The organism is Mesorhizobium sp. M1217 (genome assembly GCF_040318275.1).
Lineage (GTDB): Bacteria > Pseudomonadota > Alphaproteobacteria > Rhizobiales > Rhizobiaceae > Mesorhizobium.
Genome location: NZ_JAMYMA010000021.1, coordinates 94,623 through 118,454 on the forward strand (window position 1 = coordinate 94,623; position 23,832 = coordinate 118,454).

Consider the following 23,832-nt stretch of genomic DNA (forward strand, 5'->3'; position numbering starts at 1 on the left):
CCTCCCCTTAAGCCGCTGCGGTGCGCTCGGTGACCCCGACCAGCGTATGGCGATCGAGGAGTGTCGCGAGGATGGCGGAGCCTTCGTCGCCTGTCGGGACGAACAGCTTCAGCTTCCAGGAGATGATTTCGGAGATCAGACCCAGCGCCTTCAGCCGCGGGACCATCGCTTCGGTGAAGCCGACCAGCTCGACGCGGTAGTCGTTCATGACGCGGCTGCGGCGCAGGACCAGGCCTTCGGCAAGCTGCAAGCCGATCTTGCCTTCGATCAGGCCTGTCCATGCCGCCTCCGGCGCAAGCGTCGGCACATGGTCGATACCAAGATTGCGTAGCATGGTGGCCACCAGCGTCGGCGCGATGTGACGGCCGATGATGCGTTCGCCGGCATCGGTCTGGATCCGGTAGACCTGGCAATCATGATCGGGCAGCCGCCGCCAGATCGGCAGCAACAGGCCGGCGACGATGTAGAAGGTGCTCGGGGTGAACTCGGGGACCGCTGTGACTTCTGCCTGCCACAATTCGCAGAACAGCTTCCGGTCGGCAGGCTGCCAGTGGGTTTCGGCGAGGGCGTCAAGACCAAAGCGCAGCTCGTCAATCGGCCGAAGCAGACGGACGCGATGTTCGACCGTTCCGTCGTCGAGCATCAGACTGGCGGTCGGCAGCTGGATCGCCGCTCGATTGGAACGCGTGTTGACCAGCAGGACTGACTGCGGCTCGGCGCGTACGATCGCCAGAGCGTCTACCAGGCCGAGTGGCCGGATGCGGTCTTTGCGCGCAACAGTCAGGACATGGGACTGCGCGCCGGAGACCGGATGCGTGTAGACCGTCCGGCGATCGGTAACGACGATGCTCTCCGCCGTGATCGTCTCCAGCCCCTTGTCGTAATTGCCGGCGGCAATGGCGCCTTCGACCTTCGCCGCCATCAACTGCTCGAACACCTCGAACAGCAGGTTCTGGGTTTCGATGCGCAACGCTAGTAGGCGATTGAGCCAGGTCGTGATCGGCGGCAGTTCGTCGCGCAGCCCGCCCTCGTCAGTCGTCAGCGACAGCCCGGTCACAGTCTCGAAGGTCGTGAGCGAGCAGCCCTCGATCTTGCCCTGGTGCAACAGAAGATAGAACTGGCGAAGGGCCGCACGGGCATAGGGGCTTTCGAGATTGTCCTCGGCCCGGAACAGTCCCGCCCCGCCGGTCTGGCGCTGGCCGCGCGTGATCGCGCCCAGCGTGTCGAGCCGTCGCGCAATGGTCGACAGGAAGCGCTTGCCGGCTTTCACGTTGGCGGCCATGGGCCGGAACAACGGCGGTTGCTTCTGATTTGTTCGGTGGGTCCGTCCGAGACCCTGGATGGCGTTGTCGGCGCGCCAGCCGGCCTCCAGCAGATAGTGTTTGCGCAACCTCTGGTTCTTCACCCCAAGATCGGCATGATAGGAGCGGCCGGTGCCCCCGGCATCCGAAAAGATCAGCACGCGCTTGTCGTCATCCATAAAGCTCTGGGTCTCGGCGAGATTGGCCGAGCCAGGGCGGTTTTCCACGGCGAGCCGATCGATGCCGTCGCGGCCGGTCTTCTTCACGATGCGGCGCGAGCGGCCGGTCACCTCGGCAACCCTGGCGGTGCCGAAGTGATGGATGATCTGGTCGAGCGCGCTGCCGACCGGCGGCAGCGATGCAAGGTTTTCGATCATCTCGTCGCGCCGGCGAATGGCCTCCCGGCACTGGACCGGGTTGCCATCTTCGTCGTGGACAGGCCGCGAATAGACATTGCCCTCCGCGTCCGAATATTCCTCGAACAGCTGGGTGGGGAAGGAGTGCAGCAAGTACCCGCCGACGTACTCGCGCGGCGTGACGTCGACATGCAGATCCGACCATTCCTCGGTTGGGATATCGACAAGGCGTCGTTCCATCAGCGCTTCGCCGGTCGAGACGATCTGTACGACTGCCGCATGCCCGTCGGCGAGGTCCTGCTCGATCGCGCCGATCAGCGTTGGCATCATCATCGAGGTGATCAAATGCGAGAAAAAACGTTGCTTGGTACTTTCAAAAGCTGAGCGCGCCGCCGATTTTGCGTTGCGGTTCAGCGTGCCGGCCTCGCTGGTGATGTTGGTGGCCTCGAGTGCGGCAGTCAGGTTGTTATGGATGACCTGGAAGGCGTCCGCATAGGCGTTGTAGATGCGGATCTGCTCATCGGTCAGTGCGTGCTCGAGCAAGTCGTATTCGACGCCATCATAGGAGAGCGAACGCGACATATAGAGGCCGAGCGATTTGAGATCGCGGGCGAGCACTTCCATCGCCGCGACACCGCCATTCTCGATCGCGGCGACGAATTCGGCTCGGTTGGCGAATGGAAAATCCTCGCTGCCCCAGATGCCGAGACGCTGCGCATACGCCAGGTTCTCGACGGCGGTCGCACCGGTCGCGGAGACGTAGACAACGCGGGCATTGGGCAGCGCGTGCTGCAGCCGCAGTCCCGCCTTGCCCTGCTGCGAGGGCGCGACGTCGCCACGCTCGCTTTTGCCGCCAGCGGCATTGGCCATGGCGTGCGCTTCGTCAAAGACGATGACGCCATCGAAAGATCTATTGATTCCCGTCGGGCCTTCGTCCCCCCTCGCGTCTTGTCCGACCCAGTCGAGGATCTGGGCGATCCGGGATTTCTTGCCCTCCCGTTCCTGCGAGCGCAGGGTTGCGTAGGTCGTGAACAGGATGCCCTCGGCAAGGCGGATCGGTGTGCCCTGCCGATAACGTGAGAGCGGCTGGACGAGAAGTTTTTCCTGGCCAAGTGCTGCCCAATCGCGCTGGGCGTCTTCAAGCAATTTGTCCGACTTGGAGATCCAGATCGCACGGCGGCGGCCCTGCAGCCAGTTGTCGAGGATTATGCCGGCGACCTGCCGTCCCTTGCCGCAGCCGGTCCCGTCACCCAAAAACCATCCACGGCGGAAGCGGACAGCGTTCGCAGCACCTTCTGGCGCGGCCGAGACGACATCGCAGGTCTCGTCAACCGTCCAGGCGCCGGTGAGATGGCCGCAATGGGCTTCGCCGGCATAGATGACGCTTTCGAGCTGGGCGTCCGACAGCAGGCCCTCGTCGATGATCGCATCAGGAAGAAGCGGTCGATAGGAAGGCTTCGGCGGCGCGACGGCGGCCATTGCGGCCGATTGCACGAGCGGCGTCGGATGCGGTTTGGCGCTGGGAATGTCGATTGACTGGAGCGCGTACGGTTCGTAGATCGTGTCGGTGAGCCGGCCGCCCTCCTCGGGCATCCAGTCGCGCAGCTCATAGGCGAGCGGGACGGCAGGCGCGCTGCTTGCCATGACCTGGCGAGCGGGCTTCGCCCGCACAATCGGACGAACCGATTGGATGGCCTTCGGAGCAGCCGTTGAGACACCGAGGGGTGCGGCTCTCGCCCCCGATCGGGCGCCCATGTGCATGGCGGCATTGCGCAGGATGCCGCTGGACAATGCACCGATCGAGTCCGGAAAGCCGCCCGGTGCTCGGGGCGGCAGGGCCGAGATCCAGGAGAGCAACGTCTCGACATGCATGGCCTTGCCCGGCGAGGAGAAGCTGGTTGGGTCGGTAGCAGGAACTTTGTCGATGATGGTCAAGCGGGTCTCAGTGGTGGTGCCATGGCGGGCGTAGACACGGCCGTTGATCGCCGCGGTGAAGACAATGGTGCCCTGCTGCTGCAGGCGTTCGAAGGCGGGCCGCCATTTGGGGTTTTCGGAAGATAGGCCGGTGCCGGTGATGGCTACCAGGCGCCCGCCCGGACGCAGGCGTGCGAATGCGGAGGAGAGGTGCCGCCATGCCGCATCGGCGACATGGCCGTCGATATAGGCGCCGACGCTGAAGGGTGGATTCATCAGCACGACGGACGGCTCCATGGCCGCGTCGAGATGATCGTCGATATGGGCAGCGTCGTGCCGGGAGACGGGGAACCGGGGAAACAGCAGGCCGATGAGATCGGCCCGCGTCGCGGCAAGCTCGTTCAGGGCGATCGAGGCGCGCGCCATCTCGGCATGGACGGCGAGCAGACCGGTGCCGGCCGAGGGTTCGAGAACGAGGTCGCGAGATGCGATCGCCGCGGCGTGCGCTGTGACGAAGGCCAGCGGCAAGGGCGTCGAGAGCTGCTGCATGGCCTGGCCCTCGTCGGACCGTCGCGTATGAGTGGGAAGAAGTTCGGCGATGCGCTTCATCATCGCCAGCGTTGCCTGCGGTGTGGTGGACCGGGACAGGATCGCAGGGCCGAACCGGCGCAGAAACAGCACCTGGGCGACTTCGAGCGCTTCATAGGCGTCCTTCCAGACCCAGAACCCTTGCGCATCGCTGCCGCCAAAACTTGTCGTCATGGCGGTGCGCAGGGCGGCGGTGGTGACAGGCTTGCCCTGCCCGAGGAAAGGCAAAAGCAGCATTGACGCCTGATGGATCGCCTGGGCGGTGTTGATGGCGTCATGTGCCGGCACCGCGAGGCGAGCGGCCGTCCGGGCGACGGTCGAGGTGGTCGAAACAATGTTCATGGAGATGTCCTTCGCGAGAGGGGGGAGTGGCACCCGCGCCGGCACTCTCTCCGCGCCAGCCGGGCCGCACTCCTCCCGGCTCCCCTCTGCCTCTGGCGCCGACGCACCAAAGGGGTTGCGCTCTGCACAAAGCCATGACTTGAATGTCCGGACAGGGATGCGGCGGCGACCTGGAGCTGCGGAGGTGATGCGACGGTTCAGAATTGGCAGTGCGGTCTACGAGGAGGGAGCGCCTGACCTGCAGGCGGCGCTGGCAAACGCCTATGCTCGCACCGAGCGTCCGCTATGCCTGTGCCGCGAGCCGGGCTGCCCGATGTACATTGCGCGCATCGGCGACCTTCATCTGATCAAGCGCATGCCGCTGAGTGGCGGCGGGCATGATCCATCCTGCGATTCGTATGAATCGCCTTACGAACTATCCGGCCTGGGCGCCTTGATGGGCAGCGCGATACAGCTCGATCCGCAAAGCGGCATGGCGGCCCTCAAATTGGACTTCAACCTGTCGAAGACAGGGAGCCGCGCAGCATCCGTGCCTGCGGGGCAAAGTTCCGCCAGCGTAACCGCCGATCCCAGGAAGATGTCGCTGCGTGGCCTCCTTCATTATCTCTGGCACGAGGCCGAATTGACGGTCTGGACATCCCGATGGGCCGGCAAGCGACATTGGTGGAATGTCCGCTGGCATCTGCTCGAGGCTGCCAGGCAAATGACTGTGAGGGGAGGACCGCTCGCGGACATCCTGTTCGTACCCGAGCCGTTTCGCGCCGAGAACAAGGAAGCGATCGAAAATCGTCGCAACGCGGTTCTCGGCACGGCGCTCCCGCCGAAATCCGGCCCACGAAAGTTGCTTGTCCTGGTCGGCCAGGTGAAGGAGATCGTGCCCGCCCGATCCGGTCAGAAACTCGTCATCAGGCATTTGCCCGGTTTTCCCTTCATGATCGACGATGCATTGCATCGCCGCTTGCAGGCGCTTTTTGAGAAAGAACTGTCCCTGTGGGCAGCGGATTCCAGCTCACATCTCATGACGATCGCTACGTTCGGACTGAACCCGGCCGGCCTCGCCATTGTCGAGGAGGTCGCGTTGATGGTGGTGTCCGAGAACTGGATTCCCTACGAGACGATCCCGGAGAAAAAGCTCGTCGATGGGCTCGCCCGCCTTCGCGAGAAGAGCGTAAAGGGATTGCGCTTTGACCTGCAACCCGACCAGCCGATCGCCAACGCATTGCTTCAGAACAGGGACGAGCCGATAGCGCTCTTTGTCGTTCCGGCCGGTGCGGGCGAAGCGTTCGAAGCTTCGTTGCAGGATATGATCGCGAACCGGCCGGAGATGGGTGCGTGGACCTGGAGGGTCGGTGACGGGGAGATGCCGGCCCTTCCATAGGCTGGGAACGACATCTCAGATTTCCATCAATTTCGTGAATCAATTGGCGGCCATCGATTCAGACAATGCGTTGGACAAGGATCCCCGCTGTCTTGGACCATGACGCTATGGTGAGGGGTGACCAGCGATCGTCTTTTTCGGTGAGCATGCTGCGGGTTTGCGAGGATCCGCGGTGTAAGCACAGCGGGCGAGTGATCGTTGTCAGCGTTGAACTCGTCATGCCATTCGACCTGTCCGACCCCCGCGTTGCATCGGCGAGCGAAACGCTGGAGAGTTGGCTTTCGCATCGGCGTCCGTCCGGGGCGGCACTGCGGTCGATGGTTGCGATGGGTGGCGGTGTGCGCCGGTATCGGCAACGATCTGAGACACCCAAGCCGGCGGTATAGGTCGAATACGCTTCGTAGCTGCGCTTGTCCGCCCGTGTCGGCTGCTTACGAAGGGTCCTCATCGTTGCTCCCTCGCCTTTTGGTGTGCGGGCGCATCGCCGCCAGTCGGTTGTCGATTTCGTTGTCGGACAGGTCCTCCAGCAGTTTCAGGATCGTGCCGTTGCCACCGTCGTTGACGAGAATGACGCGTTTGGCACGGTGCTCCGCAGGCCAGGTGTGGGGATTGATCTCGCCGGCGATCCCCTTGAAGTCGGGATGCCTCGCGTTCCAGATGGCCTCGAGCTTTTCCGCGCGGGTCATGTTGTCACTCGCGCCGGTCTCGTGGGCGATGATGGCGGCGCGCATCTTGTCTGGCGACTGCCGATCCGTGAGGTCGCAAAAGCCATGAAACCAGCGTTCGCGGCCCCGGATCCGGATCGCGAAGAATACGCTGGTCACGTTGCCAGCCTTGAACTCCGAGATGCCGAACATGCCGGTGCGCATGAAGAGCGGCGGCAGCAAATCGAGCATGAAGTGATATTCTGACGCGGCAATCTGGAACCACTCGCCTGAATAGGGCGTGCCGGAAAGCGGATCGATGCCGGGAGTGTCTTTGTGTCGGCTGAACAGTTGGAACATCTGCTCGCGGGTGGCGACGCCGTCGAGCACCTTCCTGAAGGGTGGATGTGCGGTCATGGGGTTCTCCTGAACGCAGGTCGGCCACGCGCGGCATGAACCGCGTCGTCGCAACTGCTTGTGGTGTTGTGGCTGTCGACTGGCCGGGCCTGCGGCCGGCGCGTGCGCCGGCGATGATGGGGTTTGCAGGCTTCAGGCGGCGCGTTGCTCGGAGGAAGGCGAAGCGCCTCGACCACCCCAGTAACGGCACGGACGGCGGCGGCGAGCGCCGGGATGTCGTTGAGCATGTCGAGCGCAACGAAGTGGTTGGCCCCGCCGGTATAGTCCTTGCGGCCCTTGCAGGTGCGGATCAGGATGCCGTGATCTGAGGACAAACCGAACTGGCCGACCTGGATGTAGGCGCGGTGATGGTGCAGGGTAATTTCACCGGAACGGCTATGCCCGCCTTGTTCGAGCGCAGGTCAAAGCTTCCCTGCGGCAGGTTTAGTTGGGCAGCGAGTTTCTTGAGCCGTGAACGGGCTATCGTGTGAAAACGTCTCTTCTGCTGCTCGTCATAGGAGCAGCTTCTGTTCCAGTCGAACATGTCGATCTCCATGAAACGGGAAAGACCCGGCGACCGCTCACGCGTTCCCGGGTCTGTCGTCGGGGTGGTTCTATGGGGTGAAGCGATCAGGCGACCGTGCGGCCCTCGATGACGTCGGCGCCGAACCTCGTCCGCGGAGACTTCCTCGAGATAGGCCCGACCATACTGGTTGTTGGCGAGCCAGCGTTCGGCCGCCTCGCGATCCTTGGCGAGATAGAGCAGCTCCGGGCTGTCGCCGAGTTCCTGCAGGACGCGGACCATGCCGATCGTAGGACGCTCGACGATCTCGAAACCCAGGTCACTCTCGACGGACCAGGTGCGCCTGACCGAGACGACGATGATGCCGCCCTGCCCGAAATCGCCCTCATGCAGGGTGAAGTAGGCCGGCGAGCTATAGGTCGCGCGCTCGCGCGGCGGTTCCTTCCTGACCAGGCGACCGACGCCGTTGCGGCTCTCCCAGGCGGCGAGCTTCTTGGTGAAGCGAGCCGGCGGTTTCGCGGCGCCGTCGCTGTACCGGATAACGCTCCCCAAAGGGGCGGATTCGTACACGATATGTGCGGACATGCGGGTTTCTCCATGTCAGAAAACGAGAAAGGGCCCGGCGGGAGTGCCGGGCCCGGTGCGAGCGTGAGGCCGATTATTCGGCGGCCTGGAGGTGGTCGGCCTCGTCGCCGTCGATGGTCACCGGCTCTTCGGAGGACGGATCCGCATCGTCGGCAAGGAAAGCCGGCAACTCGGCGGCATCGCCGTCGAGAGTCACCTCGTCCGACATGTCGCCGACGACCGCGTCGCCAGCATCGGTAGCCACTTCATCGACCTCAAGGCGCAGCGGCTCGGGCAGCCAGTTCGATCCTTCGAGAAGACGGGCGGCTTCACGGGCCATGATGTCCTTCTTCATGTGGTCGATCAGCTGCGCGGAGTCTGCGCCACGCGCTTCACGGACAGCCTGTAGAATCCGCGCCTTGGTGAGCCGCCCAAGGAACTCGACCGTAGGCGTCCAGCCGGCGTCGACCATGTCGAACTGAAGCGAGCGGCCAAGCATGTCTGCATGCTCGAGCGCCTTCGGCCGCCTGTTCCAGGGTTCGACCACCGCATTGAGGGTCAGCGAGACGCAGTGCGCGAACAGCGCCTTGCGGCTTGCTTCGTCGAGGCCGAGAAGGAAGTCCCACAGGCTTTCCGCCTCATCAGGCAAATCGCGGTTCCAGGCTTCGTGCCGCTCGGCGATCTCCTTGGCCCAGGATGTCTCAGCAAGACCATCGACCTGGCTGAAGCTGCCGCTCTTCAGGCTGATCTCCAGGCACGAGTCCGGCGCGAAGCGATAGAAGACCTGCAGGACGAAGGCATGGAGTGCGGCGACGATGGCGATGTCGACGTCACCGGCGAGCGCGTTGCGCAATGCCAGCGTCCGCTGCGCGGTCAGGTCGAAGACGAGCCGATCGGGCAGCGGCTTGATGCCATCGTCCTCGCCATCGTCATTAGCGCTGTCATTCACCGGCCTGCCGTTGACGACAACACCGTCGCCATCGTCGTCGCCAGTGGATCGGGTTCCGCCATCGGCGCCCCCTTCCTCGCCCTCATCGACGTCGCCGGTCTCGGTCCGCGGCTCGTCCTCGGACCGCACGAAACCGGCGTCGACCTGGAGCTTGCCGTTCGCGGAAAGCGTAACGAACACCCCGGCAATGGCCTTCTGGGCGGGATCGTAGCTTTGAGGACGATCATCGATCGCATCGAGCTCGGCACCCAGTTGGTCGAGCTTCGCCTCGATTGCTTCGTCGGCATCCTCGGCCTGGGCATAGTCCGCATCCAGTTTGTCGTATTCGGCCTTCAGCGCGTCGTAGCGTTCGATCTCCTCGGCGCTGAGCTCCTGCGCCTCGGCATAGATGCGCCGCATGCCGGAGGTGTGGCCATAGGGAAAGCTGATTGCCGCCTCGACCCATTTCCACCCTTCGGCGCGGACCGCCTCGGCATCCATCTTCAGCCTATCGAAGACAAGCTGTTCGAGAAGTGCGGCATCCTGGAACCACCCGCCGGAATCCTGCTCGAACAGGTCGCGAAGGATGACGCCGCCAGCTGCTTCATAGGCTTTGGCTCCAACATAGACGGCCCGGCGATCATCGGCCCGCACCGTCGTCTCCGTGAGCAGACGCCTGATGTAATAGGGTTCCTGCGTGTGCGAGCTGGAAATCCGCTCCCAGACCTGCTCCTGGCGCGCGTGATCGTCCGAGATCGAGAAGGCCATGATTTGCTCAAGCCGGATCTCGTCATTCTCGTAGAGGTCGAGGAGCTTCGGCGACACCGATGCGAGCCGCAGGCGCTGCTTCACCGTCGCCGGCGACACGAAGAAGCGCGCGGCGATCTCTTCCGGATCGAGGCCCTGGTCGCTGAGACTCTTGAACGCGCGAAACTGGTCGAGCGGATGAAGGTCTGCACGGCGCAGGTTCTCGGCAAGCGAGTCCTCCTCGGCTGAGGTTTCCTCCCTGCGGTTGACGATGCAGGGGATGAGCTCGTTCTTCGCTAGGCGCTTCTGCTTGATGAGGATGCCGAGCGCGAGATAACGCCGGCCGCCAGCGGGCACCTCGAACGTGCCCGTCTCCTCGCCCTCGCCGCCGAGCACGGGACGGACGTTCAGGCTCTGGATCAACTTTCGCCGTCCGATGTCTTCGGCCAGCTGCTCGATCAACACGCCGTCCTTGATGCGCCGGACATTCTTCTGCGACAGCATTAGCTTGTCATAGGGAATATTCTCCGCGGCGTTCATCGCGATCTTCTGAATGGCGTTCTTTGCCATGGTCAGGTTCTCCATGACGGGCGGCCCGGGGCCTCTCCCCGAACCTCCAAGCCCGTCAGGAAACTCCTCTCCCCCCTCTGCCTCCAAACCTCACGCCGGCGCTGGCCGCCTGCCGCAAGATTTGATGGGTCGGGATGACGACGCGCCGCTATCGTTTCGGCTCGCGGATCGACGCGACCGAGCCGCCCGAGGGCCTCCAGCATGCTGGCGTGGTCCGTCAGCATATGGATCAGTGCCTGCCGGTCGACGGTGACGGACTTGCTCGTGTTGCGCGTCCGGTCGTGCCGAACATTCAGATCCTCGAATTCCGTCATGTGAAGAGATTGAGAAGAGGCCCGCCGCTCATGCGCTGCGCCTTCTCGGGCTATGTTTCAGACCTCGGCGCCTGCCGCCGCATTGGCGACGGCATGCTGCGGGACGTAGGAGAGGCCATGCCAGGATGCTGGCTCGGGCTTACGGCCGACAGCGACCAGCGGCCCGCCAAGCGTCAGCTGCAGCACGATACCGAACTTGACGGATCAGCTGTCGATGACCGGGAGACCTGCGGCGATACATTGGGCGTAGATGTTGTCGGGTTCCCTCGGTTTGTTCCACGACGGAACGGCCGAAAGCCTTTCGTCCGTCACCTGACCGCCACGAAAAAAGCGCCGTCCTTTTGCTTCGGAGCACGGCAGCTGGGATTGATGGAGATGGCGAACCGGACGTGAGGCCAGCAACGAAAGTTTTCGCTGCCGGCCTCCGCAGGATCAGGCGGCGAAATTGAGAAGCTTCTTGGCCTTGCCCTCCATTTCCAGGCGGACATCCTGATGCGGCTTGTCGCGCGCGACCCGCGTGATGCCCTGCACGAAATCGAAGATCGATTCCGGCGGCCTGCCTTCCTCCATCAGAACAGTCTCAATGATCTTCGTGGTCTCGGACTTGGAGAAGCCCCGTTTGCGCAGGAAGCCCTGGCGATCTTCGTCGTCTCCTGCGACGATCCGTTCCCGCGCGGCCTTGATGCCGTTGACGAACGGCATGGGCGATGATTCCGCGAATTGGATCAGCGCCGGCTCAGCTTGCAGGGCGAAACGCGAGGCGGCATATTTGGAATGCCGGATGGTGATTTCCTCGAAATCTTCGACGCCCCATAAATTACGATTCTGGCACACTGCGCGCAGATAGAAGCTGGCAATCCCGAGGGTGCGGGCTCCGACTTCGGAATTCCAGCAGTAGAAGCCGCGGAAATAAAGATCCGGTTCCCCATTCGGCAGCCGCCCGGCCTCGATCGGGTTCAGGTCGTCGACAAGAAACACAAACACATCTCGGTCGGACGCATAGAGCGTAGTCGTGTCGTTGGAGATGTCGACGTTCGGGTTGTAAATTCCCGTCGACCAATCGAGGACTCCCGGCACCTTCCAGCGAGTGTCCCCGTTGCCGTTGCCAGCGATCTTCTGCACGGCGTCGATCAGTTCTGAGTCAAATATTCTGCCGTAGTCCGGACCTGTTACCGCTCGCAGCTGGAGGCGTCCGTTCTCGATTTCCAGCGTCTTCACCTGCTCGGCGCGGTGGTTGAGGAGACCGTGCTGTAGGTTGATCACCGCGAGCGGGGCCGGAAGCTGGCGCAGATAGGTGGCCGGCGCGCCTACTAGACTGGCGAGTTGGCCGAAACTCCAATGCGTGGGGGCAATTGGGGCAGGCGCATCGGGCAGCATTAGCCTCAGGCGCTCCGGGTCGTCGCGGCTGGTCTCGACGCGGATCCGCTCACTTTCGACGATGCGGGTCTTGCTGCGCTCCGACCGGGCCTTCACCGAATTCCGAAGGTCGGTGAGCGACAGATATCGCTCGTCCGCCGGCCGGTTGAACCATTCTGACGACACGCGGCCGATGTGCTGGCCGCGGCTGACGTCGACCTTATAACCGGCACGCTCGTTGCGCTTGGGCGTGTGAATTTCCATCTGGGTCATGGGTGTCGCTCCTCGGCGAGCGCCGGGAGACTCTCTCCCGGACCTTCACTCGCCACTGCGGCCCGCCCGCCCTCTTCCATCCACGCGCCACTGGGCGCGTCGGCATTTCGGCGGCGGCCGCGTCAAGGCTGACACCCAGGAGAGAAGGCTCGGGCTTCAGGAAAGCCCGAAGACCAAGCGCCGCTTCACCTTCCGGACGCGACAGAAATCCGCTGTGCTTTCTTGCGCAAACAAGACGGGGACCCATCCGGATTCAGATAACGGCCTGCTGGAATTGGACAGGCAACTTGTCTTGAGATTGAGCAACTGCAAGTTCTCTTCGGCCCTAGCTGATACATGTATAAATTGACCCAACGTCATGATAGGTGAAGACCGTATCGAGGTCGGAACTGAGAGAGTAATTGCATGTCGAGCAGGTTCGTCCGGCCCGTGGTGGTGCAAATTGGCGGGCATGACCGTGAGCGCGTCATATTCGATGTGAATGACGCAGGCACGATCCTGCTGCGAAGTTTCCCTCATCAGACGGAGAAGCGAAAACTGGCTATGGATGCATGTCTTCAGGTTCTGCGTGGTGAAGCCCAGACGCCGATAGCGAGACGGGCCTTCGTTGCAGCGGCGTTAGAAGCGAAAATTCTACGCAGCGACTGAGGTCCAAACCATATTAGCCTCGATCACAGTGGGAGCGGCGGATGGCCGGCGAGATCAAAAAGTTCTTTTTGGTTCAAAATGCGAGCACCGCCTGTGCAGATGCTTCGCGCGGCTGCGAAACCACGAACGTGCCGGCAGGCAACGGCCGAAGCAGCTCTTCTTCCATGCAGGTCCCGTCGAGCCAAGCCATCCGCTGATCGCGCCGCAGCACCGCCATCTGCCGGTCGTGGAAGGGCGCCACGTCGTCGTTAGCCTCGATCGTCAGGATGGCATAAGCCTCAGGCCAGTCCCGCGTCGCCTGGCGCCAGACTCCAGCGAAATACAACCAGTCATCGTCAGCGAGCGAGAAACTATAGGGCTTGCCGCGGCTACGATGGCGGAACTCGGATGCGGGAACGAGGCAACGGTGACTGGGAAACGTCCTGCCCTCAGCGCGGATGACGGTGAACGGCCTGCCTCCAACTTCGCTGGGCTGAAGGCCCCAAGACAGCTTGCGTTCGTCGAGCGATGCGTCGGAATCGAAAACCTTCGCGCTCATGGTCACGCGAACATACAGGAACACGATCGCGGTGCAATGCGGTCGGACGGAGGACCGATGTGCAATGACTATCGATTGACGGTGGATGTCGCTTCGATCGTGGAAGACTTCGCCGACCTCAAGATCAAGATCCGCTTCGGCGAAGGTGCGCCAAACCTCGAGGCGCGCGAGGACATCAAGATCACGGACGTTGCGCCGATCATCAGGACGGTCGAGGGTGTCCGAGGCGAAGGCGATATGATTCAACGGCGCTGGAGCTGGCACGGACCGAACAAGCGGCCCGTCTATAATTTCGTTCGGAGGGCCGGGAGTTCTCGTCGAACCGGTGCCTGATCGTGGCGGACGGTTTCTACGAGTTCACCGATCCGGAAGACCCCAAGAAGAAGCGCAAGGACAAGTGGCTCTTCGCAAAGAAGGACGAGCCGATCTTCTGCATCGCCGGCATCTGGCGTGAAATGCCTGAGGTCGGCGAGGGCGCACAGGGACACAGGAGATCCGCCTGTTTATTACTCCAGACCGTAACCAATGCCCCCTGACAGCTATCTACCGGTAGAGTCTCGGGTACTTGGCCTTCTCAGTCTGGCAATCATCCCTACGCCGCACCGCTTTGTTCAAAGCGGCCTCATAGGCGCGGATGGCCCTCGTGAACTTAGGTCGATTGGGTGTCAGGTGTTTATCCAGACCGTCGTACAAAAGGACTGGAACAGCTATAATTGCTTTTCCACCTTCGGTTGGCCTCAGCGCCCGGCATCTTTGAATAACACCGATGACGTTACCTGCCATTGTAGCGGCCAAATTCAACTTGGCGTCGGGCATCCGAGCCAGGAAGTTAATGTTTTGCTCCCCTCCCTGTCCGGCTGAAGCAGCCGAAGATATGACGCAGACTGCCACGCCGAGTGTAATCAAAATGCGGTTCAAAAATTGCCCCCTCAATGTTTGGCGATCTCAACCCAAGCATCGCCCGTTCCTGCAATGCGAGGTTGAAATAATTCAATTCGAAAAGCACTTGGCGTTATGCGACATTGCGCGAGGATCACCGCACCCCGGGAGCAGCGAGCATCTTAGCTTCCTCGGCAGCAGCCAGGAATGCCTTCCGTGCCTCCTCAGGTTCCATTTCGTCGGCAATGCAGGCGATCCAGACGCGCACCGCTTGGTTCCATTTGGGGCCACGCTTGGTCCACTTCATCAGCTCCTGGCCGGCTGCCTCGACGTTGTTGACGTTCCGGGTCATACCGGCGCTCTCAGTCCTCACAGGGACCGGAGGGGAGAACCAATGGGTTGCCATGAGGGGAAATGTAGGACGGCTATGGAATTTTGTCGGCCGATTCTTGCTTCGGCAGCTCAGAGTCTTCTGAAAGCTCCCGCGCCAGTGTGGCAAGCGTCGGTGTCAGAGTTGGTTCGCCTACAAACCTTAGGAGCCTGCGTAGCTTCCGGCAGTAGTCTTCCGAACTGATCATCCCTCGGAAGGCACGTCCCCTACGCAGCATGGCCGTGAGGGTCACTGAAGGTTCCTTCTGGTTCGTCGAACGCCATAGAAACGTGCGCTGCCAAAGTGGTGGCGCTCCATTCAGCCTCGACCTGCTCGCGCCGCTCAAGCTCCTGCAATAATGCAGCAAGGGACGCCGGCAGTTCCTCGTCGACTTCGACGCCAAGCCTGTTGCGGAGCATCAGACGATTATCTTCTGAGCTGATCAACCGTTGAAAGGCTGTCCCTGCTGTTGGTCGTGCCGGCATAAGGTCGTTCCCACATTCGTCTGAAACACTTTCGCTGCGAAAGGGTTCCGAAGGGGGATGCGAATTTGGTGGGTGCGCGCGCGAAGTTCCCCCGTGCCCCTCTCGATCTCATAGAGGGTTGAACCAATGGGTTGCCATCCGGCTATTCGCGAAGATCGAACCCGACAAACAGGCCAAAGGCTGGGGCAATCTCGACTATAAGCTCAACCAGCGCGCAGTCACTTTCCACCAGATGCGGCCCGTCTCGGCGCACCGCTGCGATGGTCTCTTTGACGGAGATGATTTGGCCGCGACCGGCTTGTAAGATCAGCTCTTCAACAAGCTTATGGGCAGTCACTTTGCTCGGTCGGCAGTTCGTCAGAACGTTCATCCGAGGCCTCCCACCTCAGCGAGAACCCAAGCGGCCACCTTATGGGTCACTCCACGGAAAAATCAATGTTCGAATCGTCCGGAATAAAGGGCTGATATTTGGGAGAAATTTCACCTACGAGGAAAGATACATCTTGGCTTCCTTAGCGGCAGCCTCAAATGCCTTTCGTACCACCTGAGGATCAATCGGATCGCCCTCCAGATCTGACAGGCAGAGGGTCACCGCCTTGTGCCAGCGAGGTCCTCTCCGGGTCCACCGCTTGAGCTGCTCAAGGGCTGGCCTCGCATTGTTGCAGCCATGCCTGTCGCCGGTTCAGTCTTCACGAAGACCGGAGGGACGAACCAATGGGTTGCCATTGAGCGATAATTAGAGGGTGGGAATGTTTGGAAGGGATGTCTGAGCCGGTGATCGACTTTGGGCTCGCGCGAAGAGCCACGCGACCTGCTAATCAGGAAAAAGCATACCCTCCTCCTCGGCAGCAGCCAGGAATGCCTTACGGGCCTCCTCAGGTTCCATCTCGTCGAATATCACGGCCATGCAAACGCGCACCGCGAGATCCCAGCAAGGGCCACGCTTGGTCCACTTCATCAGCTCCTCGCCGGCTGTCTCGGCGTTGTTGACGTTGCGAATGATCCCGGGACGCTCGGTCTTGATGGGGACCGGAGGGTTGAACCAGCGGAGAGCCATGCAGTCACTCTTTGTCGGCCTATCAAGTTCCTCCAGCAAATACCTTTGCTCAGCCGGCAGCTCCCGTTCTACAGGCAGATTTAGCATGTTGCGAAGGTAATTGCGGATTACCTCTGAGGTGATCCACCGCCGCACAACTTCGGCAATAACCTCCTGTTTGGCTTTATCGATTTCAACCGCATTCGGGCCTGCATGTTTAAAAGGAGCGAACTGCACCGCGAGCGAATTTGTTCCTGCTAATCACGAAGATCAAGCAGGACGGCGCGCCCTTCTTGCGGGGCCGCGATAAGCAAAATTTCGCACAATTCAGCATCCGTCTCGATTACGTGGGGGCACAGGGCACGAAGTGCTGCTAGGGCCGCTTTAAGGGACACCACGTCCCCGTCTGATGCTTCAAGAATGGCGGCGGAAAGAGCGTCAGTCGTGATGCGTGTCGGCTCGGTATCCATGATAGCCCAACCCCTAGTGCCCGAACGGCATGCTGCGCCGAACTGATGAAAGATCAACAAACGATTTTGTGCAGAATGACAGGCCAGAATGTTTGGTAGAAATTTCTGAGCGGGGGATCGGATAACTGGCTCGCGCGAGGCCCCCGTGCCCCTCCGTTTCTCACAAGCGGTGGGCAATTGAGACACCGCCAGCACGACCGAACGCCTCGACCGGCAAAGGCTGTGTCAAGCACAACGGACCTATGTCGCGCCGCCCTGTATCCAGTACTGTTTTGGCAGGAAGATAGACGACGGCTGATCTCATGTGGCCGCCTTCCCTCCACCCATTTCGATCCATCAAAATTAATTGTGATGGGGGGCGCGGCGGTGCTAGCGTGACTACGGGAAGCTGCTCGGGAGGAGTACCCATGGAAATACGCGACTTCGTTGCCAAGATCTCGGCTGCGCTGCGCAAGCGCCAAGCTGCCATCCCGGTCACTATGAAGCCGATCCGCTCGTCGGTGGCCGATGTTCCGTTCAAGCCGTTGCAGAGGCCAGCGTATCGACCGCGTCCACCGATTCGACCCGCCAGCAACATGTGACCAGACGCTCATTCGTCGCAGCCCTCCGGCCAGCCCTTTGCGAGCGTAAGGTCGGACATCGGAACGAAAGGCGGATACGCGAATTCTACTGCTAGGTAATTGGAATCGTCGCCCATGAGGCTCGCGACCCTCCACCTTGAAACTGCGAGATACGGCGACGTATTTCGCGCCGCAAGGCTCGCGCGAGTAAGGCGGCAAATGGTGCGGCACATCGAGCGCACGGACCGCTCGGCGCAGAAAGTCGAGCAAGCGCTGGCCAAGTTAACCGAAGCAAACGCACCCATGGACCGGCTCACGCGGCATCAGTAGGGCCATGCTCATGCCCGCCACCGCATCGGTATGATATGCGGGGGATTGTGCGGGTGTTGCATCTGCCGTTTACGCTGTCGCTTTGCAGTTATTAATTGTGAGAATCGCTCGTGAATGTTTTCAGCTGGTTAGCTGTGCATCTAATTTTAGAACGCACGGGGTGTGCCTTCCGAACGTCATGCGGGTGCGCAGTGCTGATCAACTGCCTTCGACTGAAGGCTCGGCGAGCCGCAGTTTGGCAGGCGACATCTTGAACGGCCGTCTACCGCGACCGGTTGCTTTCCGTCGAAACGACCCACGACCGCTCACCGTCAAGCCGCAAGCGCAGCTTGACCGCAGCCGGTATCTCGATGGCATCATTGGGACCGGACGGCGGCGTATGGGTGATCGGCAGGACCCGGACGACCGGCGAGCGTCCTCCTGCATGGAGACCAGCGCCAGCAAACATCGCGGTATAACTATTCCGGCCATATTGGTCCGCGAGCTGGGTTGCGGACTTTTTCAACACTATCGGCCATAGGGCTACATATCCGGGTTCAACAGATCGCCGCGACTGCCCGGACCTTATGGAGCGCCCAGTCTATCGCAGACCCAAAAAGCTCAAAATGGCTATTACGATCACGACGGCGCCGACCAACCAAATAATGTTGTTCATGATTACGCTCCTTGGCCTAGCCCGAACATGGGAACATTAGATGCGGCGAAAAGTTCCTTGCGCGCGTCGCTTTGGTTGATTAGGGGTGCGCCGAGGCTTCCGGTCGGACCGAGTTAGATCCAGCGCTAGGTGAGTCGTCTGGACCAGTCGTCTATCTGGCGTTCTGCCTCTTCCTTGGCAATTCCATATCGCTCCTGAATTCGTCCGGCGAGTTGGTCACGATTGCCCTCGATGCGATCAAGATCATCGTCGGTAAGATCACCCCATTGCTCCTTCGCTTTGCCTTTGAACTGCATCCATTTTCCCTTGATTTGATCCCAGTTCACATTTTCCTCCTTTGGTGTTCAAAGGAAATGCAAATGGACACCATACGTTCCCGAACAGCGGATCACTTATGACGATTATTATTGGCGACGCAGCAAAAAGCCGCCCGGCGAAGCCAGCGGGGCGAATTGGAGTAGGGGATCGAATGGGAACGATCCGCGTCTTGACATCACGCTCGATCGAAAGGTTCCTCAGCGGGATCAGCTGGCGCGTGCCAAGGGCTTCGGCTGGCGGGCTTTTTGATCATCGCTACTTTTCCTTCTGACCTTTTTCAATCTCGTACGACAGCCAGCCGTTTCACCAACAGAAGCACGCCATTTGGAAGGCTAGGAGAGAAGACGGCAAAAACTTCACCGCACCTCAAGTATAGCGCGGCAATAGACTATTGCCAGCAAACAAAGAGCCCAGCTGTTCTTAACCCGGGCTCTTAAGCATAGCGGTCCTGCTATTTCAGAATCATGCGCTGCTTATCGCGATTCTGGGCATAGGTGCCCTTGTCGTAAGCCATTTGGGCATCGAGCTGGTCTTTTGTGAAGTTTGTGTAGAGATACTTGTTGCCATTTTTGTCGCTCATGAATTTTAGGTTCTCCATCCCAACAGCCACTTCCTTTGATCCGATGCCGAGAAATCCTCCAACGTCAACTATTATTGCATCCACCTTTTTGTCGCCGCTCAGAACGACGTCGCCAATCTTTCCGACATTTGCGTCGTCGGCGCCGTAGACCGTGGTGCCAATCAGATCTTCTGCACGGATCTTATCTATTGACATTTCAGTCAGCGATGACCTGTCAATGGCCCCGGTGGACGTCTTGTCAACAGTGGTGGCTGCAGGCTGCTTGGTCGCGTTCGATGCTGAAGCTGTCTCATATGCCGTTGCATCGAAGCTGGGCTGCGCCTCTAGTTCTTGTTTGGTCGTCGGCAGGACAAGCCAGCGGCTGCCGTTCTTTTCTGCCCACTGAGCCTTGGCAAAATCAAAGGCGACGTTCTTCTCACCGACTCCCAGGAAACCGCCAACGCCGATGATGATAAGTTTGGCCGTTCCATCCTTCGCGAGCACTATGTCGTTGACGTCACCGATCTTCTCGGCATTGTCAGCGGTCCCGTTGTAGACGTCGGTGCCGATAAATTTGGTCACCAGGTTGCCATCGGCAACGACCGCAGGGGCTGCAAGCGTGGCTTCAGGCTGTGTTGCGGCAGCAAGCTTGTCTCCGGTATAGGCGCCGGTTGCCAGCAGCGTGGCCAGCGCTGTGGTCGCCAAAAGTTTCCGGATCATGATGTTCTCCTTGTGTTTCGCGTGGTGTGACGCGCGCGCCGGCCGTCCATCGGACGCTCAAACGCGAGTTGAAAACGCGAAGTGCCCGATCGAAGTTCCAACACGTTAGCCGGCACAGCTACTCCCCACCACAGTTGCAAAAAAGCCCCGCCAGATCGCGCTGACCGGGCCAGTTGGCGACTCAATCTCTTCGTCGCCGATGATGAAAGGAGATTGACCAAAGCGTCTTGAGAGGCATGTGGTTCCGGTGGAGGAATCCAGGAGGGGAGTGTTGGAACAATCATGTTTCGCGAGCGTTAAGCAGCCGTCGCGGCCTGTAGCCACGCGCGCGGCAGGGCGTTTTCTAGGTCGCTCGAATGGATGGAGGCAGTCATGAAAATACACATTACCACCGCAGCGGCCGGACTCCTGCTTCTGGCCGGTGTTGCGGCCGCTGTCGCTCAAGACGTGGTCATAGAGCCTGAACAGGAAACCGTCATTAAGGAGTACGTGAAAAAGCAGCCGCTGGCATCGGTGAAACTTCCGGGCGTGGAGCTCAACATTGGCTCAACGCTGCCCGACACCGTCGAGCTTCAATGAAGTTCCCAACGTTAAATACCGTTACACCGTTATCGACAACCGAACCGTAGTGGTTGACCCCGACACACACAAGATTATCAAGATCATCGAATGACAGGGAAAGTCCGCCAGGCGGCAGGCGCCGGCTCCGCGCGCGAAAAGGGGCGGCACGCTCGTGATCTTTCGAAGGACGCGGCGATCGAGGCTGGGGCGCCTAAGGCAAAGGCAAAGCGGCTCCGCCACCTGACGGCAATCTGGACCGAAAAGGCAAAGGCTGAAGCCGTTCGTTTCCTCGCCGCACCAATGCACAAGTTGGCTGTTCCCGATACTGATCCCTTGTATCTGGCGCGGCAGAACCTTGCCTGAAGCTGTAGCCAAGGCCGATCCTAATACCGCCCGCACTAGGACGACACCTCCATACGCGCTGCTAGGCGTGCCGCAGGCCTTCCTCGCCGCGCAGGTGCTTCACAGGGCCGATTAGGTCCGGCTTGACCCAGCCCATTTCCGTGGCCGGCCGCTTCATCCTTCGGCACCATACGCCTCGCTATAAATACGTACGTATCTGAGGATCGCTTGGCAGGGACTCGAGCTTCATCGAGAATGGCACCGTTCCACCGTTGCGCGCGACGCTCACACATGGGCGTACAGATAGCATTGGGTACGGCTGTGCGTTCGCGCCGCGGTGCGTTGGATGATGTCATTGGGATTCCTGTGTGAAAAGATCCTGGTAGGATTGCCGATTGCGCATGCGCGCCCATAGTTGCGGCATGAAGGCGGAGTATGTTGAACTGGTCTTGTTGGAGCAGTCACTCGCCAATACAGACGGTATGAATCGGCCGTTTTCTGATCGAGTGGATGATATCGCGGAGAAAACTGGCGGATCTGTCTTGTTCGACGTTCGCGTGGACGGCGATACTCGCATTCAGAGGATGGCGGCGATTGGGTATGGCGCAAACGACACCGTGGTAGCAATCGTGATGGATAAAAACGGACAACTTAGATCCGCGCCGGTGGACGCAGACAACGACTTTCTGGTGGCCGAACTAACCGTGTGGAGTTCGCTGCCGATGGCCGAGCAGGCCTCTGCCAGCTACTGCGGCGCGGCAGCGAGCTTGCTTGCGAAGCTTCGTAAATCAGGCCGTTTCGATCGGTCTACCTGATTTTTTTTCAAAGTCGAATGGCGGTGGGGTGATGGCGAGACACACGGTAGCGCGTCATCTGGGTCATGAGCAGTTTCACCGATCGCCTCCTTGGCTTCCCCTTGCGGCTCTGACCATACGTTCTAGTGTTTTCGGACCCAAACGACCTGCACCGCGTTGTTTGCGAGCAGTGCTGTGCTTCGCAATCTGATGGAAAAACCGACGCCCCTGCTGCACCGCAGACAGTTTCCTGGTGCCGAAGCGCGCTTTCCGTATGATCGAGCGGCGGTTGAGCGGTTTCGACAGGCATTCCCGCGCGCCAGGTAGAGTGACGAGCGCACAAGCTGGTTCGTGCCGGGAAAGACTGCCGCGCGGCGCATCCAGCGCTGGCTTGCGCAAGAGGCGAATCTACGAGTAGCACATGATGACAGCAAGGGACGAGACGCCTTCGCCTTCGATCCCCTGTCGAGCCGGTATCTGGAAGTCGCGGACGACCTGCGCATCCGCACGCCACATTCGCGGACGGTTCTCGAAGAACTGTAAGGCCGAAAGGCTGGCCTTTGTCCCTACGATGGAGCCCAAGCTGGTCGCAAAGCCGCCCGAGGGCGAGCACTGGATTCATGAGATCAAGCTCGACGGCTACCGAGCCCATGTCGTCATCAACAGCCCCGAGGATATCCGCGTCTTTACCAAGTCCGGCGCAGATTGGACGCGCAAGTTCACCGGCATCGTCGAAGCCGCCCGGGAGCTCGACATGGAGAACGCGATCTTTGAGGGCCAGGCGGTGGTCACCGGTGCGAATGGTCTGCCCGATTTTAGCGCGCTGCAAAGGGCCGTCCACAGCGATCCCTACGCCATGATCCTCGGCGCCTTCGACATCATGTATCTCGATAAGCTACGACTTTCGCGACATCGGCTGCAAAGCACGTCGCGAAATCCTGTACGGCATCATTAAACCGAACAGCGGGATCCAGTTCAGCGAAGCCCTGCCGGGCGATCCCAAATCGATCTTCTATCTCGCCGACCAGGCAGGGCTCGAGGGAATCGTCTCCAAGCGCGCCGACAGCCCGTATCGGAGCGGCCCGACTTCGAACTGGCTGAAGACGAAGAGCTTCACAATCGACGAATTCGAACTGCTCCGCGTCGAGCGCGAACCCGGCAAGGCGGCCTTTGCTTTGCTGGCCGAGCCGGGCACGCGAAAATATGTCGGCAGCGCTTTCGTCAGCGTCAACCGCGAGATGCGGGAGCGGCTTTGGAAGCGGGTCCAGGAACATGCCGGGCCCCCGCCGAAGGACATGCCAAAGCGGCCGGCAACTCAGTGGGTCAAGCCGGGGAATCAAAGCCCGCGTGAAGCACTTGCGCGGCGCCGAAGACCTTAGGCACGCGTCGCTGCAGGATTTCTGGGATGAAGACTAGAACGGCGTTTGTGTCTCGAAGGCGCGACAACGCAAAGATCACCGGCCCGGCCAAGCGCCGACTATTTGACAAGCGCGCAAATGGCGTATGCTGTCAGCGTCCAAGCTGTTGGGGGCGTAGCGGCTACATGCGCTTGTGCTACCCACCCTGGAGCTGGGGAAGTAACCGGCAAGCTCCTAGAAATTAGAGCATTTGAATTTGACGCGCTGGCACCGCCACCTATGACGCCTTTTGGCTTGGGACACCAAGCCTGTGCGGATTTGTCTGGGCTTGCATCACTCGCACTTGCATACTGGGTGATTTCCCAACCGCTGACGCCGTCCTTCCCCGCTGGACCCTCAGCCCCCATTGCACCCTTAGATCCCTGCTTGCCGGGGAGACCTTGTGGACCGACAGGCCCTTGGGGCCCTGGGGGGCCTGCCGTTGCGCAACCTGCAAGTAAGGCGACACCTGCTAGAGTGGCAATAATTCTCATAACCACCTCCCCGGTTTCCCGGTGAGTTTGGCGACCAAAACATTCGCCAAATCAAGCGAATGTACCACCACGCGATTGTCGTGGATAGGTACGCGATCGGCGGCTAACGGAACGTCGCATATGCGCGGTGACGACGGGCAGCCAGCAATCGTGGCGTAGAGTGTTGACGCGCTTTCCTTGCGCTAGAGGGGCCGGCCCGCCCTCATCATAGCGCGCGCGATGGCAATCTGCGCCTCGACTTTCGCGTTTTCCTTCTGCGTCATGTTGTCGGCCGCGATCAGCCGCCTAAGAGACCGCATGATCTCCCCCCGCGTCCAGCCCGCATCTATCATGCAATCGACGATCGCCTGGAAACCAGGCTCCATAGCCTCCTGGCAATCGATCTCGCGGTCGGCATACTCGCCATGCCGTCTTGGCGGGCTGATCATCCAGGCTTCCTCATAGCTATCGCTCGCCGTCGGCACACGTGAGATGGGCTTTTT

At 60.7% G+C, this 23,832-nt stretch carries 22 protein-coding genes and 5 pseudogenes; 11 read left to right on the forward strand and 16 right to left on the reverse strand.

Features of this window, described 5'->3' with window-relative positions:
- Positions 1-7 precede the first annotated feature (7 nt).
- Complete coding sequence (locus NKH37_RS28330) at positions 8-4,501, reverse strand: strawberry notch-like NTP hydrolase domain-containing protein (RefSeq protein ID WP_353041970.1); 4,494 nt, start codon at positions 4,499-4,501, stop codon at positions 8-10.
- A gap of 187 nt (positions 4,502-4,688) precedes the next feature.
- On the opposite strand from NKH37_RS28330, the gene NKH37_RS28335 reads away from it, so the two are divergent.
- Positions 4,689-5,879 (forward strand): DUF1173 domain-containing protein, encoded by a 1,191-nt coding sequence (locus tag NKH37_RS28335; protein WP_353041972.1) that lies wholly within the window; start codon positions 4,689-4,691, stop codon positions 5,877-5,879.
- Positions 5,880-6,310: 431 nt separating this feature from the next.
- Here NKH37_RS28335 and NKH37_RS28340 read toward each other — a convergent pair whose 3' ends face one another.
- On the reverse strand, positions 6,311-6,940 hold the full coding sequence (locus NKH37_RS28340; protein ID WP_352643841.1) for a DUF1419 domain-containing protein: 630 nt from the start codon (positions 6,938-6,940) through the stop codon (positions 6,311-6,313).
- A gap of 35 nt (positions 6,941-6,975) precedes the next feature.
- Between NKH37_RS28340 and NKH37_RS28345 the strand changes: the two genes are divergently transcribed.
- On the forward strand, positions 6,976-7,248 hold the full coding sequence (locus NKH37_RS28345; protein WP_352643840.1) for a hypothetical protein: 273 nt from the start codon (positions 6,976-6,978) through the stop codon (positions 7,246-7,248).
- Here NKH37_RS28345 and NKH37_RS28350 read toward each other — a convergent pair.
- Entirely contained in the window at positions 7,230-8,027 is a 798-nt protein-coding gene (locus tag NKH37_RS28350) for a UCP036055 family protein (RefSeq protein WP_352643839.1), read from the reverse strand. The two genes, NKH37_RS28345 and NKH37_RS28350, sit on opposite strands and share 19 nt — an antisense overlap.
- A 73-nt stretch (positions 8,028-8,100) precedes the next feature.
- Complete coding sequence (locus NKH37_RS28355; protein ID WP_353041974.1) at positions 8,101-10,251, reverse strand: ParB/RepB/Spo0J family partition protein; 2,151 nt, start codon at positions 10,249-10,251, stop codon at positions 8,101-8,103.
- A gap of 134 nt (positions 10,252-10,385) precedes the next feature.
- Between NKH37_RS28355 and NKH37_RS28360 the strand changes: the two genes are divergently transcribed.
- The gene (locus NKH37_RS28360; protein ID WP_353012979.1) at positions 10,386-10,958 is read left to right on the forward strand and encodes a hypothetical protein; all 573 of its coding nucleotides are present in this window, start codon (positions 10,386-10,388) and stop codon (positions 10,956-10,958) included.
- A 39-nt stretch (positions 10,959-10,997) separates the two neighbouring features.
- Here NKH37_RS28360 and NKH37_RS28365 read toward each other — a convergent pair whose 3' ends face one another.
- Entirely contained in the window at positions 10,998-12,194 is a 1,197-nt protein-coding gene (locus tag NKH37_RS28365) for a DUF932 domain-containing protein (protein WP_353041976.1), read from the reverse strand.
- 405 nt (positions 12,195-12,599) lie between these two features.
- On the opposite strand from NKH37_RS28365, the gene NKH37_RS28370 reads away from it, so the two are divergent.
- Positions 12,600-12,842 carry a DUF982 domain-containing protein gene (locus NKH37_RS28370; RefSeq protein ID WP_353041978.1) on the forward strand — a complete coding sequence of 81 codons (243 nt, stop codon included), beginning with the start codon at positions 12,600-12,602 and terminating at the stop codon, positions 12,840-12,842.
- A gap of 73 nt (positions 12,843-12,915) precedes the next feature.
- On the opposite strand, the gene NKH37_RS28375 is transcribed toward NKH37_RS28370, so the two are convergent.
- Positions 12,916-13,380 carry an SOS response-associated peptidase family protein gene (locus tag NKH37_RS28375; protein WP_352643908.1) on the reverse strand — a complete coding sequence of 155 codons (465 nt, stop codon included), beginning with the start codon at positions 13,378-13,380 and terminating at the stop codon, positions 12,916-12,918.
- A 57-nt stretch (positions 13,381-13,437) separates the two neighbouring features.
- Between NKH37_RS28375 and NKH37_RS28380 the strand changes: the two are divergent.
- Positions 13,438-13,853 (forward strand): annotated as a pseudogene (locus tag NKH37_RS28380) (SOS response-associated peptidase family protein); the annotation flags it as partial.
- A 560-nt stretch (positions 13,854-14,413) separates the two neighbouring features.
- Here NKH37_RS28380 and NKH37_RS28385 read toward each other — a convergent pair.
- The 6 genes and pseudogenes from NKH37_RS28385 to NKH37_RS28410 all read right to left on the reverse strand — a co-directional run bounded on the left by NKH37_RS28385 (position 14,414) and on the right by NKH37_RS28410 (position 16,620).
- Positions 14,414-14,665 (reverse strand): DUF982 domain-containing protein, encoded by a 252-nt coding sequence (locus NKH37_RS28385; protein ID WP_353011738.1) that lies wholly within the window; start codon positions 14,663-14,665, stop codon positions 14,414-14,416.
- 191 nt (positions 14,666-14,856) lie between these two features.
- A complete protein-coding gene (locus NKH37_RS28390; RefSeq protein ID WP_353011736.1) occupies positions 14,857-15,114 on the reverse strand; it encodes a hypothetical protein in 258 nt (85 codons plus the stop codon).
- A gap of 142 nt (positions 15,115-15,256) precedes the next feature.
- Entirely contained in the window at positions 15,257-15,484 is a 228-nt protein-coding gene (locus NKH37_RS28395) for a hypothetical protein (RefSeq protein WP_353011734.1), read from the reverse strand.
- A gap of 114 nt (positions 15,485-15,598) precedes the next feature.
- Positions 15,599-15,763 (reverse strand): annotated as a pseudogene (locus tag NKH37_RS28400) (DUF982 domain-containing protein); the annotation flags it as partial.
- A gap of 165 nt (positions 15,764-15,928) precedes the next feature.
- On the reverse strand, positions 15,929-16,387 hold the full coding sequence (locus NKH37_RS28405; RefSeq protein WP_353011732.1) for a DUF982 domain-containing protein: 459 nt from the start codon (positions 16,385-16,387) through the stop codon (positions 15,929-15,931).
- 20 nt (positions 16,388-16,407) lie between these two features.
- Entirely contained in the window at positions 16,408-16,620 is a 213-nt protein-coding gene (locus NKH37_RS28410) for a hypothetical protein (protein WP_352483453.1), read from the reverse strand.
- Positions 16,621-17,027: 407 nt separating this feature from the next.
- Between NKH37_RS28410 and NKH37_RS28415 the strand changes: the two genes are divergently transcribed.
- Positions 17,028-17,201, forward strand: coding sequence for a hypothetical protein (locus NKH37_RS28415; RefSeq protein ID WP_352643911.1), 174 nt, complete (start codon positions 17,028-17,030; stop codon positions 17,199-17,201).
- 580 nt (positions 17,202-17,781) lie between these two features.
- On the opposite strand, the pseudogene NKH37_RS28420 reads toward NKH37_RS28415, so the two are convergent.
- From NKH37_RS28420 to NKH37_RS28430, 3 genes and pseudogenes are all read right to left on the reverse strand, one after another.
- A pseudogene (locus NKH37_RS28420) lies at positions 17,782-17,981 on the reverse strand (plasmid maintenance toxin (PemK-like)); the annotation flags it as partial.
- Positions 17,982-18,290: 309 nt separating this feature from the next.
- Complete coding sequence (locus tag NKH37_RS28425; protein ID WP_352643912.1) at positions 18,291-18,491, reverse strand: CsbD family protein; 201 nt, start codon at positions 18,489-18,491, stop codon at positions 18,291-18,293.
- A 443-nt stretch (positions 18,492-18,934) separates the two neighbouring features.
- Positions 18,935-19,762: a PRC-barrel domain-containing protein gene (locus NKH37_RS28430; protein WP_353041980.1), complete on the reverse strand. Its 828-nt coding sequence runs from the start codon at positions 19,760-19,762 to the stop codon at positions 18,935-18,937.
- Positions 19,763-20,134: 372 nt separating this feature from the next.
- On the opposite strand from NKH37_RS28430, the pseudogene NKH37_RS28435 reads away from it, so the two are divergent.
- From NKH37_RS28435 to NKH37_RS28455, 5 genes and pseudogenes are all read left to right on the forward strand, one after another.
- Positions 20,135-20,435 (forward strand): annotated as a pseudogene (locus tag NKH37_RS28435) (DUF1236 domain-containing protein).
- Positions 20,432-20,686: a hypothetical protein gene (locus tag NKH37_RS28440; RefSeq protein ID WP_353011725.1), complete on the forward strand. Its 255-nt coding sequence runs from the start codon at positions 20,432-20,434 to the stop codon at positions 20,684-20,686. Before NKH37_RS28435 ends, NKH37_RS28440 begins: the two are co-directional and overlap by 4 nt.
- Before the next feature lie 401 nt (positions 20,687-21,087).
- Complete coding sequence (locus NKH37_RS28445) at positions 21,088-21,480, forward strand: hypothetical protein (RefSeq protein ID WP_502897857.1); 393 nt, start codon at positions 21,088-21,090, stop codon at positions 21,478-21,480.
- 189 nt (positions 21,481-21,669) lie between these two features.
- Positions 21,670-21,999, forward strand: a pseudogene (locus NKH37_RS28450) (hypothetical protein); the annotation flags it as partial.
- A 31-nt stretch (positions 22,000-22,030) separates the two neighbouring features.
- Complete coding sequence (locus NKH37_RS28455) at positions 22,031-22,414, forward strand: ATP-dependent DNA ligase (RefSeq protein WP_353041982.1); 384 nt, start codon at positions 22,031-22,033, stop codon at positions 22,412-22,414.
- Between the two features lie 1,118 nt (positions 22,415-23,532).
- Here the strand turns inward: NKH37_RS28455 and NKH37_RS28460 are convergent.
- Positions 23,533-23,778, reverse strand: a complete 246-nt coding sequence (locus NKH37_RS28460; protein WP_353041984.1) for a hypothetical protein — start codon at positions 23,776-23,778, stop codon at positions 23,533-23,535.
- Positions 23,779-23,832: the final 54 nt, after the last annotated feature.

Coding starts and splice junctions, on each gene's coding strand:
- NKH37_RS28330 (WP_353041970.1), bottom strand. CDS start 4,501: ATGAACATTGTTTCGACCACCTCGACCGTCGCCCGGACGGCCGCTCGC.
- NKH37_RS28335 (WP_353041972.1), top strand. CDS start 4,689: ATGCGACGGTTCAGAATTGGCAGTGCGGTCTACGAGGAGGGAGCGCCT.
- NKH37_RS28340 (WP_352643841.1), bottom strand. CDS start 6,940: ATGACCGCACATCCACCCTTCAGGAAGGTGCTCGACGGCGTCGCCACC.
- NKH37_RS28345 (WP_352643840.1), top strand. CDS start 6,976: ATGAACCGCGTCGTCGCAACTGCTTGTGGTGTTGTGGCTGTCGACTGG.
- NKH37_RS28350 (WP_352643839.1), bottom strand. CDS start 8,027: ATGTCCGCACATATCGTGTACGAATCCGCCCCTTTGGGGAGCGTTATC.
- NKH37_RS28355 (WP_353041974.1), bottom strand. CDS start 10,251: ATGGCAAAGAACGCCATTCAGAAGATCGCGATGAACGCCGCGGAGAAT.
- NKH37_RS28360 (WP_353012979.1), top strand. CDS start 10,386: ATGACGACGCGCCGCTATCGTTTCGGCTCGCGGATCGACGCGACCGAG.
- NKH37_RS28365 (WP_353041976.1), bottom strand. CDS start 12,194: ATGACCCAGATGGAAATTCACACGCCCAAGCGCAACGAGCGTGCCGGT.
- NKH37_RS28370 (WP_353041978.1), top strand. CDS start 12,600: ATGTCGAGCAGGTTCGTCCGGCCCGTGGTGGTGCAAATTGGCGGGCAT.
- NKH37_RS28375 (WP_352643908.1), bottom strand. CDS start 13,380: ATGAGCGCGAAGGTTTTCGATTCCGACGCATCGCTCGACGAACGCAAG.
- NKH37_RS28385 (WP_353011738.1), bottom strand. CDS start 14,665: ATGGCAACCCATTGGTTCTCCCCTCCGGTCCCTGTGAGGACTGAGAGC.
- NKH37_RS28390 (WP_353011736.1), bottom strand. CDS start 15,114: ATGCCGGCACGACCAACAGCAGGGACAGCCTTTCAACGGTTGATCAGC.
- NKH37_RS28395 (WP_353011734.1), bottom strand. CDS start 15,484: ATGAACGTTCTGACGAACTGCCGACCGAGCAAAGTGACTGCCCATAAG.
- NKH37_RS28410 (WP_352483453.1), bottom strand. CDS start 16,620: ATGGATACCGAGCCGACACGCATCACGACTGACGCTCTTTCCGCCGCC.
- NKH37_RS28415 (WP_352643911.1), top strand. CDS start 17,028: ATGGAAATACGCGACTTCGTTGCCAAGATCTCGGCTGCGCTGCGCAAG.
- NKH37_RS28430 (WP_353041980.1), bottom strand. CDS start 19,762: ATGATCCGGAAACTTTTGGCGACCACAGCGCTGGCCACGCTGCTGGCA.
- NKH37_RS28440 (WP_353011725.1), top strand. CDS start 20,432: ATGACAGGGAAAGTCCGCCAGGCGGCAGGCGCCGGCTCCGCGCGCGAA.
- NKH37_RS28445 (WP_502897857.1), top strand. CDS start 21,088: ATGAAGGCGGAGTATGTTGAACTGGTCTTGTTGGAGCAGTCACTCGCC.
- NKH37_RS28455 (WP_353041982.1), top strand. CDS start 22,031: ATGGAGCCCAAGCTGGTCGCAAAGCCGCCCGAGGGCGAGCACTGGATT.
- NKH37_RS28460 (WP_353041984.1), bottom strand. CDS start 23,778: ATGATCAGCCCGCCAAGACGGCATGGCGAGTATGCCGACCGCGAGATC.